The sequence below is a fragment of the bacterium genome, assembly GCA_035454885.1.
GTDB lineage: Bacteria > UBA10199 > UBA10199 > JACPAL01.
This window is the reverse complement of sequence record DATIGE010000068.1, coordinates 1-15,166: the sequence shown is the minus strand read 5'-3', so window position 1 is coordinate 15,166 and position 15,166 is coordinate 1. Positions and strand designations below refer to the sequence as shown.

General features: G+C 63.2%; 16 protein-coding genes and 1 pseudogene. 8 read left to right on the top strand and 9 right to left on the bottom strand.

Annotated elements, in window-relative coordinates; translation table 11 throughout:
• From VLJ37_11955 to VLJ37_11940, 4 genes are all read left to right on the top strand, one after another.
• Nucleotides 1–546 (top strand): hypothetical protein (locus VLJ37_11955; GenBank protein HSA60383.1); only part of this gene is annotated, 546 nt, incomplete at its 5' end.
• Complete coding sequence (locus VLJ37_11950; GenBank protein ID HSA60382.1) at nt 543–1,409, top strand: cell surface protein; 867 nt, start codon at nt 543–545, stop codon at nt 1,407–1,409. The genes VLJ37_11955 and VLJ37_11950, both read left to right, overlap by 4 nt.
• A gap of 19 nt (nt 1,410–1,428) precedes the next feature.
• A complete protein-coding gene (locus VLJ37_11945; GenBank protein ID HSA60381.1) occupies nt 1,429–2,658 on the top strand; it encodes a hypothetical protein in 1,230 nt (409 codons plus the stop codon).
• Nucleotides 2,659–2,727: 69 nt separating this feature from the next.
• The gene (locus VLJ37_11940; protein ID HSA60380.1) at nt 2,728–3,255 is read left to right on the top strand and encodes a CoA pyrophosphatase; all 528 of its coding nucleotides are present in this window, start codon (nt 2,728–2,730) and stop codon (nt 3,253–3,255) included.
• A 2-nt stretch (nt 3,256–3,257) separates the two neighbouring features.
• Here VLJ37_11940 and VLJ37_11935 read toward each other — a convergent pair whose 3' ends face one another.
• Complete coding sequence (locus VLJ37_11935; GenBank protein ID HSA60379.1) at nt 3,258–4,637, bottom strand: OmpA family protein; 1,380 nt, start codon at nt 4,635–4,637, stop codon at nt 3,258–3,260.
• Entirely contained in the window at nt 4,630–6,180 is a 1,551-nt protein-coding gene (locus tag VLJ37_11930) for a hypothetical protein (GenBank protein ID HSA60378.1), read from the bottom strand. The genes VLJ37_11935 and VLJ37_11930 overlap by 8 nt, the downstream gene beginning before the upstream one ends.
• 85 nt (nt 6,181–6,265) lie before the next feature.
• Here VLJ37_11930 and VLJ37_11925 point away from each other — a divergent pair, with 85 nt between their 5' ends.
• Nucleotides 6,266–7,222, top strand: a complete 957-nt coding sequence (locus VLJ37_11925) for a D-2-hydroxyacid dehydrogenase (GenBank protein HSA60377.1) — start codon at nt 6,266–6,268, stop codon at nt 7,220–7,222.
• Nucleotides 7,223–7,318: 96 nt separating this feature from the next.
• Nucleotides 7,319–7,606, top strand: coding sequence for an HU family DNA-binding protein (locus tag VLJ37_11920; GenBank protein ID HSA60376.1), 288 nt, complete (start codon nt 7,319–7,321; stop codon nt 7,604–7,606).
• Here VLJ37_11920 and VLJ37_11915 read toward each other — a convergent pair whose 3' ends face one another.
• From VLJ37_11915 to VLJ37_11895, 5 genes and pseudogenes are all read right to left on the bottom strand, one after another.
• Nucleotides 7,607–8,257: an MBL fold metallo-hydrolase gene (locus tag VLJ37_11915; protein HSA60375.1), complete on the bottom strand. Its 651-nt coding sequence runs from the start codon at nt 8,255–8,257 to the stop codon at nt 7,607–7,609.
• A gap of 860 nt (nt 8,258–9,117) precedes the next feature.
• Nucleotides 9,118–9,411, bottom strand: a pseudogene (locus VLJ37_11910) (DUF962 domain-containing protein).
• On the bottom strand, nt 9,401–10,048 hold the full coding sequence (locus VLJ37_11905) for a transposase (protein HSA60374.1): 648 nt from the start codon (nt 10,046–10,048) through the stop codon (nt 9,401–9,403). The pseudogene VLJ37_11910 and the gene VLJ37_11905 overlap by 11 nt, the downstream one beginning before the upstream one ends.
• Nucleotides 10,049–10,198: 150 nt before the next feature.
• Complete coding sequence (locus tag VLJ37_11900) at nt 10,199–10,714, bottom strand: hypothetical protein (GenBank protein HSA60373.1); 516 nt, start codon at nt 10,712–10,714, stop codon at nt 10,199–10,201.
• Between the two features lie 146 nt (nt 10,715–10,860).
• The gene (locus tag VLJ37_11895; GenBank protein ID HSA60372.1) at nt 10,861–11,409 is read right to left on the bottom strand and encodes a YqgE/AlgH family protein; all 549 of its coding nucleotides are present in this window, start codon (nt 11,407–11,409) and stop codon (nt 10,861–10,863) included.
• 57 nt (nt 11,410–11,466) lie between these two features.
• Here VLJ37_11895 and VLJ37_11890 point away from each other — a divergent pair, with 57 nt between their 5' ends.
• Nucleotides 11,467–12,852, top strand: coding sequence for a M20/M25/M40 family metallo-hydrolase (locus tag VLJ37_11890; GenBank protein HSA60371.1), 1,386 nt, complete (start codon nt 11,467–11,469; stop codon nt 12,850–12,852).
• The gene (locus VLJ37_11885) at nt 12,849–13,469 is read left to right on the top strand and encodes a hypothetical protein (protein HSA60370.1); all 621 of its coding nucleotides are present in this window, start codon (nt 12,849–12,851) and stop codon (nt 13,467–13,469) included. Before VLJ37_11890 ends, VLJ37_11885 begins: the two co-directional genes overlap by 4 nt.
• Here the strand turns inward: VLJ37_11885 and mgtE are convergent.
• A complete protein-coding gene (gene mgtE, locus VLJ37_11880) occupies nt 13,461–14,795 on the bottom strand; it encodes a magnesium transporter (protein ID HSA60369.1) in 1,335 nt (444 codons plus the stop codon). The two genes, VLJ37_11885 and mgtE, sit on opposite strands and share 9 nt — an antisense overlap.
• Before the next feature lie 76 nt (nt 14,796–14,871).
• Nucleotides 14,872–15,166: hypothetical protein (locus VLJ37_11875; GenBank protein ID HSA60368.1), on the bottom strand; the 295-nt coding region annotated here is incomplete at its 5' end.

Below are 15,166 nucleotides of genomic sequence, written 5' to 3'. Positions count from 1 at the left end.
AAGATCGTGGCGATTGATCTGGCCACCGACGCCGTCGCCGACTCCGTCGTTCTGTCCTGCCGCGATCCCGTCGCGATGGCGTATTCGAACGAGACAGCCCTCCTCTACGTGGCCTGCGCCGATTATTTCAATTTGGGCACGTCCTACGGCGGTGTCGAGGTCGTGGACCCCGAGGGTCTGACGAGCCTGGGAGTATTCGTCACCGACAACGACCTGGGCGGTGCGCCGGGCGACATCGAGGTGCACGGAGGCCGGGGCTTCGTGACGGTGGGGACCGAGAACGACGGCAAGACCGTGTATTCGACCAGCGTGGTTTCGTTCAATTTGGACTTCGCCGGCCCCCGGGACATCCAAACGTTGTACGAAGGCGCGGCCTATATCCAGGAAATCGCCGTCGACGCCAACGGCCGTCTCCTGGTGGGAGACCGCGACCCCACGGTGAACGGGATTCTCTTTTTGGACCCCGCGACCGGGGACGTCGTCGACGGGCCGATCAACACCGGGCCGATGCCGTCCTCGATCGCCTTCATTGAGAGGTCGCCGTGAAGAGGTTTTGTCTTTCCATCGCCGTTGCCTTTGCCGTCGCCGGTTGTAACGCGGGGGAATTTCCCGCGAGAAGGGTTGTCCAGTACAGCACCTCGCCCGGTTTCCAACCGGTGTCGCCGGAGGAGCCGAACCCGTCCGAATCTCCGGAACCCCCTGTCGATGAGGGGGTGGACGGCGAGCCGGCGATACCTCCCGAGGAGCCGCCGTCCGATGGACCCTCGGACGGCGAGACGCCCCCGGACCCGCGTCCGGAGGATGGCCCGGTCGAAGCCCCGCTGCCGGCGGGCGCCGATCCCTTCGCGGACCGGGTCGTTTCCTTCCACATCGGCGACGGCGGCGGGTTCAATGAGGAGGACCTGCCGGGCATCGTGCTCGGAGCGCCGCGCGGGGGAGGGCTCTTTCAGGGCTCTTTCCACGTCCTCTCCTTGGGCCTCGGCGGCGAGATCGTCCTCGAGATGACGGACTTTCTCATTTTCGACGGGGACGGGCCGGACTTCACGGTCTTCGAAAACGCCTTTCTGGTCAGCGGAAGCTCGGGCGTGACCTTCGCCGAGCCGGGGATCGTCGGCGTCTCCGAGGACGGCGTGAACTTCGTCGAGTTTGCCTGCGACGCGTCCGCCGCGCCCTATGCGGGATGCGCGGGCGTGACGCCCGTCCTGGCCAACGCCGACTTGAACGACGTCGATCCCACCGACCCCGCGGTTTCGGGGGGAGATGCGTTCGACCTGAACGACGTGGGTCTGATGCGCGCGCGCTTCGTGCGCATCCGGGACAGCGGCCTGGGCCTCGGGCCGATCGGGCCGGGGACGCGGGGATTCGATTTGGACGCGGTGGCGGTCATTCACGGAACCTTACCGAAATAGAAAAAAGCGAGGAGACATCATGAACTTCATCAACGGTCTGTTCGGCATCAACAACGCCTTGGCCGTTTCTCAGGCGGCGCGGGGTTTGCAAGGGCAGGACATCAGCCGGCGCGGGTTTCTCGCCGGCTTGGGAGGATTGGTCGCCGCGACGGTCGTCGGTTGCGGCGAAAACGCCAATCCCGCGGCCCGGCCGGACGGCGGAACGGGCGGGACCGACGGCGGCCTGGACACGGGCGTTCCGACGGATTTCGGCGTCGAGTCGGGCTTCGCGGCCCTGCCGTCCCACTACCCGTCCTCCCTGCGTGATGACGCGGAACGCCTCCTCGGCGTGGGGACCGCGGGGGGCGGCATGGCCGGCGACCGGAGCCATTTGTTCAGCCTCGATCCGGCGTCGTCATTGCGGCCCATTCCCTCGTCTGCCTTCCTGGAATTGCCGGAAGAGCCCTCGCGTTTCTTGAACCACCTAACCAAGAGGCCCTCGGGCGCCAAGGCGGTCCTCACGGCGAACGACGGTTTTTATGAATTGTCGGTGGGAACCGCCCCCAGCCAGCGGTTCATCGCCTTCCCCTCCGGCAACAACTTTGGGGGCGGGGCGGTTTACGCGGGAGACAAGCTCTTCGTGGCGGCGGCGAACGGGACGGTGAACGCTGACTTCACGGTCACGTTCGGAACCGGCCGGATCCTGGTTTATCCGCTCAGCGCCTCCGGCGTCGCGCAGGAAGGGAGCGTGCGCACGATCGACGTGACGGGCAAGAACCCGACGGGACTCGCCTTGAGGGGCGCCTCCACGCTGGTTGTCCTGAACAGCGGACCTTCCCAGGGAGGAACCGCCGAGTCGTCCTTGAACCTGATCGACGTCAACTCGGAGGCGATCGTGCGGACGATCCCGCTCGGGGCCTTCCGGGCCCAGCTCTCGGGCGGACTTGCGATCACGGCGGACGGAAGGACGGCGGTCATCGGCAGCTCCAACGGCGCCGGCGTCCTTTTCGTCGACCTCGAATCGGGAGCAATCGTCTCCCGGAGCGTCGCGGGGAGCCAGTTCCATTCGAGCGTGAACGTGGAAGACGGCCTGGGGCTGGCGTCGGTCACGGACTTCAACGCGGGATCGGTGACCTTCTTCAACCTGGCCACGCGCGCGATCATCCGATCGGTCATGCTCGGGTTCGGAGAGGCGGGGCCCTCGCTCTTCCTGGACGGCGACCTGATCCAGTCGGGCCCGTACGCGGCGGCGCGTGTCTATCCTTTATAGCGGGGGGAGCGACCGCTCTCCGCCGAGCACCCCTTGATTCTTTCTCCGCCCGGGGCTTTACTGCCAAGCATGGATTGGGGCTCGATCGCCGAACAAGAGAGAAATGACTGGGTGGACGCGGCGGTGATGATTCCCGTGTATCGCCGGAGGGACGAGGATCACCTCATCCTGACCAAGCGTACCGAGGAGGTCGTCCATCACAAGGGGCAGATCTGTTTTCCGGGCGGTGCGCGCGACCCGGGGGACTTGACGCTCTGGGAGACGGCGCTGCGCGAATGCCAGGAGGAGATCGGCCTGGACCCCCGGCGCGTGGCGCTCGTACGGGAGCTCGGACGTCAATACACGCCCACGGGGTTCCGGGTGACGCCCTTTATCGGCCAGGTCGAAGAGCCGCTCGTTTTTACGCCCAACCCGAACGAGATCGCGGCCGTCTTTTCCGTCCCCTTTTCCTATCTGAGCAACCCCAAGAACGTCCGTTTCTTGAGAAAGGAATGGCAGGGCAGGGTCTTCCTCGATCCGCACATCCTCTTTGAAGGCCACGAAATATGGGGGATGACCGGACGGATCCTCTGCGAGCTCTTCGAGATCAAACCCTAGATCTACCGTTTGATCGTCTTCGTCTTCTTCTCGATGACCTCTTCCTTCCGCTCGATCTCCTGGACGGAGATGATGTGGAACTCCGTGCGGCGGTTCTGGGCCATGCCCTCGGCGGTCTTGTTGGTGGCGATGGGTTGGAGCTCCCCGCGGCCGACGGATTCGAGACGCTCGGGTTCGACGCCGTACTCGATCAGTTTGTCCATAACCGCCTTGGCGCGGTTGTTCGAGAGATTCTGGTTGTACTCCTCGGAGCCGCGGTAGTCCGTGTGCCCCTGGACCTGGACTTTGCGGATGTACGGCGTGTTCTTCATGATCGACGCCACGTCCTGGACGATGGGGAGCGACTCCGGCTTGATCGTCCACTTGGCCGTGTCGAAGTGGATGGGCTCGAGGATCTTGATCTGGCCGCCTTCGATCCGCGCGTGCTTGTAGACGGTGACGGTCTTTTCGATGACCTTGGGTCTCGGCTTCCGCTCGATCGGCGGGGCGCTGTAGGTCAGCAGGCCGAAGACGCGGTAATCGGGCGTGCCGTAACCGTTGGTGATCCCCAGCCCGGCGCCCACCGTCGCGTTCAACCGGCTTTTCATGAATCCCTTACGAAGACCGAAAAGCCATTCCAGCGGCGAGCGGTTTGCCCGGCTGCCGAAGCCGTTCAAGGTCGTCGATCCGTCGATCTCGGTCAGCACGTGGAAATCCCAGGGTTCGTAGACCGGCCGGGTGTAGCCGACGCCGAAGAGAAGCTCCTGGCCCACCTGCAAATTGAGCAGGGTTTCCTTTTCGCGGAACCGGAAGCCCAGATTCGCGACGATCTTGTTCTTCCAGAGCGTGACGTCGTAGGCGCCCTTGAGGCCGCCGGTGACGTTGGCATCGCCCGTGAACTTGCCTGCGTCCCCGCTGGGGAAGGTGAGAAAGGGCGAGACCGCGACACCCATATGGACGTCGTCCTGAGCGGCGTCACCCCTCTCCCAGAGCTTGAATTTGGCCGCGACGCCGATGTCGCCGAAGGCGGCCGACGACCGCCCGACGCTCGTGCCGACCGGCTCCACCTTGAGGTTGGGGAAGAAGGGGACGAAGAGGCCGACGGTCACCCAGTCGGTGATGCCATAGGCCCCGTTGAGCGTCATGTTGATGTGGTAGTCGATGAGGGAATCCAGCCGCTGGCCCGTGGAGACGAGACCCAGCTCGACGGGATTCTGCGCAAAGCTTAGGCCCAGTCCCACGCTCCAGGCCTGCTTGGGGAGCGTCCGGTGGTCAAGAAGGTTGACGAGGCCGTAACCGTCGAAGTGGGGCCGGAACTGTTCGGCGTTGAGCGCCCAAGCCTGTAAGGGGGCGAAGGCGAAGGAAATGAGAATCAGGAGGGAGGCGAATCTGCGCTTAATCATGAATGAGAGAACAACCCCCGAAACCGCTGCCCTGAATTTGTACCGCCTGGCCGCTGTTGGGAACGCTCACGTCCGGGTCCAACCCTTCGCCGGGATAGAGAGGGTCATCCCCCGCGGCGACTTCCTCACCGTCCGAAACCCCGTCGTCGTCCGAATCCGGGTCGAGCGGGTCCGTGCCGATGGGTCCCTCGTCGCCGTCGGGCAGGCCGTCGTTGTCGCTGTCCGGGTCCCGGTAGTCCGGCGTCCCGTCGCCGTCCGTGTCCGTGGGTGCGCCGCAGTTCTGGGCGCCCGAACCCGCCTCGTCCGCATCGGGGAGCCCGTCGCCGTCGCTGTCCAGATCGCGGAAATCGTCCGTCCCGTCGCCGTCGGTGTCCGGTAGTTCGTTCCCGTGGACGCATCCGTCGCCGTTGCCGCCGGGATAGTTGCCGCCCTGGTCGATCGTATCGAACTCGTCCGGCGAAATGACGCCGTCCCCGTTCGCGTCGAAGGGTTGGGTGTTCCCTTCCCAAATGTCGCAGATGCCGTCGTTGTCCGTGTCCGCGTCGAGGAAGTCAGGGGTGCCGTCGCCGTCCTGGTCGTTGGGGGTGAAGGCGTCGTTGACGTCCACGTCGCCGTCCCCGTCGATGTCTTGTCCCGAGGCCGCGGCCTCGGCGGGGCTCAAATCGCAGCTCCCGTCGCCGTCGTTGCCGTCGAGATCCTCTTCGGTCACATCCGGAATACCGTCGTTGTCGGAATCGGGATCGCTGCCGTTCGGGACGTCGTCGCCGTCGTCGTCGAAAAAGTCGGAGATGTTCAAAAACGCCAGGATCTCGTCGTCGCCGATGCCGTCGTCGCCCAGGCTGCCGTCCTTAAAGGCGAGCCCGACGTCCGCGTCGGGGTTCGTCGGCGGGATCGAGGAAAAACCCGGAAGCTGGGAAAACCCCGTGATGGTAAATTCCAGATGAGGGGCCCCCGCGCTGGGGGAGACGAAGACGGAGCTTCCGGAACTGGAGGCGACGGCGGGCCCGTAATAGGCCGCGGAGAACGATGAGTTGATGCTCAAGGGCGGCTGGGCCACCTCGCTCACACGAAAACCGCCCGGGAGTTGCTGGCTGTCGGTGACGCCCGCGACGACCTCAGGCGTGTCGCCCAGGTCCGAGAGCCCGCCGGCGTCGAAGTCGAGGATGAGCGCGAAATATTCCTCGACGCTCAGGTTCGGAAAATCCTGGCCGCCGGCGGCGATCAGCTCGGGCCTCGAGCCGCCGGGATTGCCGTCGCCGTCCGCGTCGCCGAAGATGACGGGAACGCCGCCGTTGTCGAACGTGCGGATGCCCACATAAAGCGTATCCGAAGGGCGGTTGTACAGAAAGCAGATCCGGTCGACGTCCCAACCGCTGATCACGCCCGCCGGAAAGGTGGCGGGCACGCCCACGTCCGTCGTTGCATTGTCGGCGAAGCAGGCCTCCGGAGGAAAATCGGCGTCGACGTTGCCCGTGAACGTGACGGCTTGCGCGGTTGAGACGGAGAATACGATCAAGAGGAGTGTAAGAAAAGGACGGAACATTCTTACGCTCCGCTTCAACCATCATTGAGCAAGACGGTCAAGAAAAACCTTCCCAAATCCGGCGAAAATTTTTACGCGTTGCTGCGTGAAGATTGTCTTTCTGGACGCGGGGACGGTTGACTTGGGGGACGTCGATATTTCGCCGCTCCGGCGCCTGGGTTCCTACCGCGCTTTCGCGGATACGCCCCCGTCGCAAGTTGTTTCGCGCGCCCGCGGCTCCGACGCGGTCGTCACCAACAAGTGCGTGTTGGGGGCCCCTGAAATCGCGGCCTTGCCGCGGCTCAAGCTCATCGCCGTCGCGGCCACAGGCGTGAACAACGTCGATCTTGCCGCCGCGCGACGGAAAAAGATCGCCGTCGCCAACGTGGCGGGTTATTCCACGGCGACCGTCGCCGAGCACGCGCTGCTGTTCTTATTGGCCTGCTCTCACAGGCTCCGGGAGCATCATGAGGCGGCCTGGTCCGAATGGAGCCGTTCCGGGCGCTTCGCCCTCCTGGACCACCCTTACGCGGACCTTTGCGGTAAAACCCTGGGTGTCTTGGGCTACGGGGCCATCGGCCGCCGGGTGGCCCGCCTGGCTCGGGCGTTCGGCATGAAGATTGCTATAGCCAGGTTGCCGGGCCGGCGCTATCCCGCGACGCCCAAGCGAAAATCCCTCCAGGAGGTCCTGCGCTTGAGCGATTTCGTGAGCCTGCATTGTCCTCTCGCCGCCGCCACGCGCCACCTTATTAATAGGACGACGCTGGGTTGGATGAGGCCGGGTGCCTTCCTGCTGAACCTGTCACGCGGGGCCGTCGTGTCGGAGGAGGACGTCGCCCAAGCGCTCTTGAAGGGACGATTGGCGGGGTACGCGACGGACGTCCTGTCCCGGGAGCCGCCACTGCAAAAGCACCCCCTGCTGGATCGCCGCCTGCGGGGGAAAATTCTCATGACGCCCCACGTCGCTTGGGCGAGCCGGGAGTCGCGGCAGAGGCTCGTCGACGAGATCGCCCGAAACATCCGCGCGTTCCAAAACGGGTGGCGACGAAACCGGATTGTGTAAAAAACGCAATTTTCCGGCCAAAAACGCAAGAAATCATTAGACAGCCGCTTGGGGGCTTGTTAGGAATCGCGCACCTTTCAAGGGAGGAGAAAATTTATGGGAAAAACACTCACGAAGTCACAGGTCATCGGCGCGGTTGCCGATAAGTGCGATCTGCCGAAGAAGCAGGTCAACAACGTCATCGAACAGCTGGTCGCCTTGGCCTACAAGGAAGCCAAGAACAGCTTCACGCTCCCGGGCTTGGGCAAGCTCGTGCTCGTGAACCGCAAGGCGCGCATGGGCCGCAATCCCCAGACCGGCCAGCCGATCAAGATCCCGGCCAAGCGCGTGGTGAAGTTCCGCGTGGCCAAGGCCGCCAAGGATTCGATCCTCGGCAAGAGATAGTCAGGTAAGAAACGGATTGTTCCGCTTTTCGAAGCCGATTGTGGTCCCCGGTCCATGGCCGGGGACCACAATTGTTTCATCCCCGAGACAGAGAAGCTTCTTTTTGATCGAACCGATCTCCTGATCGTAGTCACCCTTCCATAAGTCCGTCCGGCCGATGCTTCCCGCGAAGAGGGTATCCCCGGGAAAGAGAATCCCAACGTCCTTGAATTTGGGAAAAAAGAAGGCGCACGAGCCGGGAGTGTGGCCCGGAGTGTGAATCGTCACGCCCTCCCAGGCCCCGGCCCTCAACGCATGGCCATCCACCAGATACTCATCCGGCGGCACCGGCGTCATGGCCTTCCCGGGCGGAAGCCGCAAAAACCGCGCCTGTTCCGCCATGTTCTCGTAGAGAAACAGGTCTTCCTTGTGCAGCATCACGCGGGCGTTTGTCTTTTCCCGGAGTTTGGTCGTCCCGCCGATGTGGTCGATGTGCGTGTGGGTGTGGACGATCGACCGGACGGCGAGCCCGTAGCCCTCGATCCGCGCCAGGATCTTCGAGACCTCGTCGCCGGGGTCGATGACGACGGCGTCCAAGGACGCCGCATCCGCAAGGATGATGCAATTGCACTGAAAAGGCCCGACCGGGATGACCTCCAGGATCTCGTTCATGGAATAGCTCCGTAACGTAGCGAGCAGCCGGGCGCGACGCCGAAAAGCCTCGGGGGTGCGGGGAGTCCCTGGGGCTCGGGCGGCCTCGCGGCGGGCAGGGACTCCGCGGGCCGGGTCTCGGGGGCGGCCCTTGTCTCGGCAGCGGCCGGACGCGTCTCGACCGGGAGTGTTTCGACCGGCAAGGTCTCGGCCGGCATCGTCTGCGGGGCCGTCTCGGGGCTGGGCCGGGTTTCAGGAAGGGCGGGCGCCGACTTCATCTCGACCGATCGCTCGACGGCCCCTTCCAGGACCTGTTTCGGGAGCCAACGCTCCTTCGTCACCGTTCCTTCCTTATAACGAAGGCGGACGTCGTAGGTGCCCGCGGCGACGGCGATCTGTTCGCCCGAGGGGACGTCGATGAATTCCTCGTCGCGCCGATCGGCCGGGTAGATCGCAAATCGACCATGTTCTTCCGCCGGGACTCCTTGGTGGGTCAAATTGAAGCGCACGAGGGCGACGCTCACGCCCATCTCGACCGTCTCGTCGACGACGTCTTCCAGGACTTTCCTTTCCTGCCAGATCTCCTTCTTCACCGCCCCGTCGCGGTAGACGAACTTGACGTCGTAGGTCCCCGCCGGGAGCCGGGCCTCCATGCCGGAGTAGGCGTAGCCCAACTCCTTCTTTCGTTCTCCCGCCGGGTAGACCATGTAGAGCCCCTTGCCGCCGGCATCCTCCCCGTTGTTGGTGATCGTGAAGCGGATGACGGCTTGCGCCCGTTGGGGCTCGACCCGCTGAGTCTCGGCGGGCGCAGTCTCCGCGAGAAACTCCGTGTATTGGGCGAAGAGCGGAAAGGACAGGACGGAAAAGACGACCGTGAGGATCTTGATTTTGCCGGTCAACACGTCCTTCAACATGACGAAATCGCCCATCAAACTATAGAGAGGATATTGAAACGTCGCCGGCCGGTTCCTTTCGAAGAAGAAATGCCCGATCCAAGCTGGGCCGTAGCCGGCCACGGGGATGATCGTCAATCCGAGCCAGCGCCCCGTCCACAGGACGTAGCCCGCGCAATAAATGACGAGCGACAAACCTAAAATATGCAAGGCGCGCGTGACCGGGCGGCGGTGTTGGCTGAGGTAAAAGGGGTAAAATTCTCGAAAGGAATTAAAACGCATTGGAATCGGGTGCCGCACCTTGCGGGCGAACACAAGGTTCGCCCCTACAGGGGAACAGATCGGGGTTTTCGGGGTCCCTCGACCAGTTCTGCGGGTTGTTCCGAATATACTGCCGAACTTGGGCCATTTCATACCGGTTTCTGATGATGCGCTCGTAGTAATTTCGCTGCCACAGACGGCGCTCGAAGGTCTCGACCAGGGCGGCGTTGACCGCATGTGCGTAGCGCTGGGTCGTGATCGATTTGAAGGCCTGGATGATCCGGCCAAGGCTGTGGGGGAATGTTCCATTTTTAATGTAGGGGCGAACTTCATGCTCGCCCGTGACGGGGCGACCACGATCGGGGCGAACCAAGTAGGGGCGAACACGAGGTTCGCCCCTACAGGGGGGTTCGCGGGTGATGACGATGATCCCGTGAATATGGTTGGGCATGATGACGAATTCGTCGAGGCGGATATGCGGGAAGCGGGCGGGGAGGGCCTGCCAGGCCTTGTCGATGATGATCCGCGCGATCGCGGAATCCAGCAGCGGCAAATGCCCGTGGGCGCAAATGGTGACGAAGTATCGACCCGGCGAGGCGTAATTGTAGCCTTTCAGGCGGATGGAACGGCGCTGGTGGCGAAAGGAGTCGTAGCGCACGCTAACGATTTTCGGCTACTAGGCAGGGTCGGGTTGTGCACGATGGCAGGGTGTAGGGGCGAACCTTATGTTCGCCCCAAATGGCGGGCGTCCCCGAGAAAGCCGAGGTTGCCACTCAGCGGGCGCAGACAAGCTTCGCCCCTACTTAAATCACATCTTCTCGCTACACTGACCTACATTTACGAATCCATAGTTTGCGCCTAATCCACCTATATTTTTTGTTTGTACGATCAAACCGGACCTTAGATCGATACGGTTCAAAATGAATCCCCCCATTAGGGTTCTTTCCACTAGTAATATTTCAGAATCATTTCGCTCCAGGATTAGAAGTGGTGAGTTTCCCATGTTGCCTATCAACTCTGGGGATTCGGTGTTAAGAGCAGTCACTATGAACCCGCAACCCCTTTCAATATTGCCATCACAAGATGAAGACGAGTTTGCAGAACTAAAAAAACGATCCTCTCTGAACTCTCCAATGCCGATAAGGCGCTTCAAATTGCTGAAAGATTCGGAACCAAATCCAGCGTCGGAAGAATGGAAAAATTTGCAGACGATGGTAGAGGAACCTCCGGATATGCCCTGTTTGAAATAGACTTTCTCCGAACTGCATCCGCAGAATATCGTAAAACACGTAGTAAAAAGCACAGCGACAATTGGATATTTCATTGAACCTCCATAGTGAAGGTAGGGGCGAACCTTGTGTTCGCCCGCAACGTGGCGGCCTCGTCCAGGGCGATCACAAGGATCGCCCCTACGGTCGCGTTCAATCCCGCTTTCCGCGGGACAGCTCTCGCTACGGCTCGTAATGGAAGCTAGTGCAACCCCGTTCCCACCATCAACCGGTTCGGGTCGACCCCGAGGTCCGCGAGGATTTGGTTCCAGAGCTTGTCCGGGGGCGTTTCGAAAATGTATTTGGCATGGGCCTCGGCCGTGATCCATGCGCCTTCGATCATCTCCTTTTCCAGCTGGCCCGCGCCCCAGCCGGCGTAGCCCAGGTACAGCCGCAAAGGCTTGCTGCCGCGTTTCATCAGTTCTTCCAGCGTATCGCTGCCGGTCGAGACGTAGAGGCCCGCGATGACCTCCTGCCGCTCCTCCACGGAGTCGTCCGCGTGCAGGATCCAGCCGCGCTCGGCCTGGACGGGGCCGCCGCGGAAGACGACGGTGTCCGCGAGGCGTTTGTGGCAGGGGAGTCCCTGGCCGTCGGCGAAACGCTCCAAGGTGATCTGGGTCGGGCGGTTGATGACGAGCCCGATCGCCCCCTCCTCGTCGTTCTGAAGGACCAGGACGACGGTTCTGGAAAAATTCGGGTCTCCCATCTGGGGGACGGCGATGAGGAAGATGGGCTGAATCTCGTCCATCATTGGAAAGGGTAAAAGATTCAGGTGGAGAAGCCAAGGGTTTCGCACTAGGTTCGGATCATGCTTCTCCAGAAAGCCCTGGAAGCGCTGTCCCGCCGCCGGAACGACTATCTTGGCGATTTGAAGGACCTTGTGCGCATCCCCAGCGTCTCCTTCGCGGGGTTCCCGGCCGACGAGGTTCGCAAGAGCGCGGCAAAGACCGTCGAGATCCTCAAGGCGCGCGGCCTTCAGAACGTCCAAATCCTCGAGATCGAAGGTTCGCATCCCGCGGTCTTTGGGGAAGTGCGCCGGTCGCCGGATCTCCCGACCCTTCTGCTCTATGCCCATCACGACGTTCAACCGGCCGGCGACCGTGATCTCTGGAAGACCGATCCCTTCGAACCGGCCGAAATCGGCGGCCGCCTCTTCGGGCGCGGAACGGCGGACGACAAGGCGGGCATCGTCATCCACACCGCCGCGATCGATGCCTGGCTTTCCGGGGCGGGGGCCCTGCCCCTCAACGTGAAGCTTTTCGTGGAGGGGGAGGAGGAGACGGGGAGCCGGCACCTGGGCGAATTCGTGCGCAAGTACCGGGACCTCCTCAAGGCCGACGCGATGATCCTGACCGACACGACGAACTTCGACGTGGGCGTGCCGTCGGTGACGACCTCGCTCCGGGGGCTCGTGGCGGTGAACGTGGAAGTCCGTTCGCTCGACCACTCGCTCCACTCGGGCATGTGGGGCGGGCCGATTCCCGACCCCGTCCAGGCCCTCGCCAGGATGATCGCGGCCCTGTCGAAGGAGGACGGAACGATCGCGATCCCCGGCATCTACGAACGCGTCCGCCCGCTCACGATGGAGGAGATCAAACACCTGGCGGCGCTTCCCGCGGACGACGGGATCTTCCGGAAACAGGCGGGGATGACGACGGGCGTGGACGTCCTGACCTCGCGCCACGGCATCTTCGAGTCCCTCTGGCGCCGTCCTTCGCTCGCGGTCAACGCGATCCAGGCCTCCAGCCGCCACGACGCCCGCAACATCCTCTGCGATTCCGCCTGGGCGCGGATCGGCATCCGCATCGTTCCGGACATGGAGCCTCAGGTGGTTCAGGACGCTCTCGTCCGGTTTCTCAAGGAAAACGCCCCGTGGAACGTGGAGGTCGTCATCAAGCCGGAGACCTGCGGCCGGTGGTGGTACACCTCCGCCGAGCACCCGGCGTTCCACGCCGCCTTTTCGGCCCTGAAGAAGGGTTACGGCCGCGAGGCGGTCGCCATCGGTTGCGGCGGGTCGATCCCGTTCGTGGAGCCTCTCTCGCGGGAGCTGGGAGGGATTCCGGCGCTCCTGATCGGCGTCGAAGACCCTTATTCGAACGCCCACGCCGAGAACGAGAGCCTGCATCTGGGCGACTGGGAGAGCGCGATCCGGTCCGCGATCCACCTGTACGAGGAGCTGGCGAAGGTTCTATGACCGAACCCTTTCCGTCATCCATGGTGATCCGTCCCGGGCGGTGGCTCTACGTCCTGGCGGGCTTCGTGTTTCTCGCGGGGCTCGCGGCCTTCGGGGCCTTTCTGTTCGCCTTCTTGAGCACCATCGGAGAGGGTTACGTGCGGGTCGGCGCCCCCGGGACGTCGGAGTTCGCCTTGACCGAGCCGGGGACCTACGTGATCCATCACGAGTTCAAGAGCGTGCTCGACGGCAAGATCTACTCCACGGCGAAGGGCGAGGGTCTCAACGGACTCACGCTCGATTTGGTCGCCCTCCCGGACGGGAGGCCCGTCCCCCTGCGCCAATCCTCGATGTCCTCGACGTATTCCTTCGGGAGTTACGAGGGCACTTCGCTCATGGAATTCACGGCCGCCGCTCCCGGGCGGTTCCGGCTGAAGGCGGCGTTGGAAGGCGTCCCGGACGGGGCGCCTCGCGCGGTCCTGTCCATCGCCAAGGAGTCGGTGACGGACATCCTCGTGAGCGTCTTCGGCGGGATCGCGATCCTCTTCGGATCGTCCTTCACGGCCATCGCGATCGTCCTCGTCACCTTCTTCAAGCGCCAGAAGGCGATCAAGGCCGCCGGCGTTCCCTCACAGTAGGATCCCCGACAGGATCACCTGGGCCACGGTGAAGTAGATGACGAGCCCCGTGACGTCCACGAGGGTCGCCACGAACGGAGCGGAGGCGCTCGCGGGGTCGAGCCTCATGCGGCGAAGCAGGAAGGGGAGCATGGAGCCGGCGATGGTCCCGAACATCACCACTCCGATCAGACTGAAAAAGATGGTGGCGGCCACCCACGAGTAATGTTGGCCATAGATCTGCGTGCGGGACGGCCAGAGCATGATCCGGCAGTATCCGATCGTGCCCAGAATGAGGCCCAAGGCCAGTCCCGACGCGAGTTCGCGGCGGATCACCTTGAACCAGTCGCGGAGTCTGACGTCGCCCAGGGCCATGGCGCGGATGACCAGGGTCGTCGCCTGCGAGCCTGAGTTGCCGCCGCTGGAGATGATCAAGGGGATGAAGAGGGCCAACACCACCGCCTTGGCGATCTCGTGCTCGAAGAACGCCATGGCGGTGGCCGTCAGCATTTCTCCCAAAAAAAGGGCCGAAAGCCACCCCGCCCGCTTTCGGACCATCTCGAAAAAACCGACCTTGAGATAAGGCGCGTTCAGGGATTCGGTCGCGCCCATCTTCTGAATGTCCTCCGTCGCCTCTTCCTGGACGACGTCCACGATGTCGTCGATCGACACGACGCCCTTCATGCGGCCCTCGGCGTCGACGACGGGGATCGCGACCAGGTCGTACTGTTTGAAGAGGCGGCTCACGGTCTCCTGGTCCATGTCCTCGGGGGCCGTGACCACGTTCGTCCGCATGATGTCGCAAATGACGGAGTTGTCCGGCGCCGAGAAGAGGCCCTTGAAGTCGACGACGCCCAGGAGGCGCTGATCGGGGCCGAGCACGTAGGCCTCGTAGAAGGTTTCGACCTCGCCCTGGGCCTGGCGGCGGAGGTAGCTGAACGCCTCTTCGACGGTCATATCGGGCCGCAGGCGCACGAAGCGGGGATTCATGACGCCGCCGGCCACGTCCTCCGCATAGGCCAGGAGGGCGTTCACTTCCTTGCGCTTGAGCTCGTCCAAGGGGACCATGAGATCGCGCCGGTCCTCGGAGGAGACTTCCTGGAGCATGTCGGCCAGGTCGTCGGGCTCGAGGATCTGCAACCAGGAAAGACGGCGGTCGGGCGGCAGGGAGAGAATGAGGTCCGCCTGGTCGCGCGCGCTCAAGTTCCGGAAAAAGTGGCTGGCCTCGGCCTTGGGGAGCGCGCGAAGTCCCTCCAGCCGTTCGAACGGGGAGAGAAAGGACCAAATTTCCTCAAGATCCGAGGCGCCGAAGCGTGTGGGGGATTTCGCCTGTGCCTGAGCGGGCATGGGCGTTTTGTAGAGAATCAACGGGGCAATTCAAGATAAAAAGGGCCCGCCTTCAAAAAACCGTAGACGGTTGTTCTCACCCCTGCGGCGGCGGAGGGACTCCGGCGGTGACTTCCTCGTCGCGATCATGCTTGGGCAGTTTGAGCGAACGGTAGAGGGCGTAGACGGTCGAGAGGACGAGGCCGATCGTCGGCAACCACCCAAGCCCGTATTTGAGGAGGGCGTAGTTCTCCATGCCCCCGAGCGCGGCGATGTTGCCGGGCGCGAGGACGGCCTGGACGGAGCGGACGACGTTCGTCCCGCTGTTGATCCAACAGGTGACGCAGCCGGCAAAGGCGAGGACGCCGGCGAAGCGCGGGGTGAAGACGGCG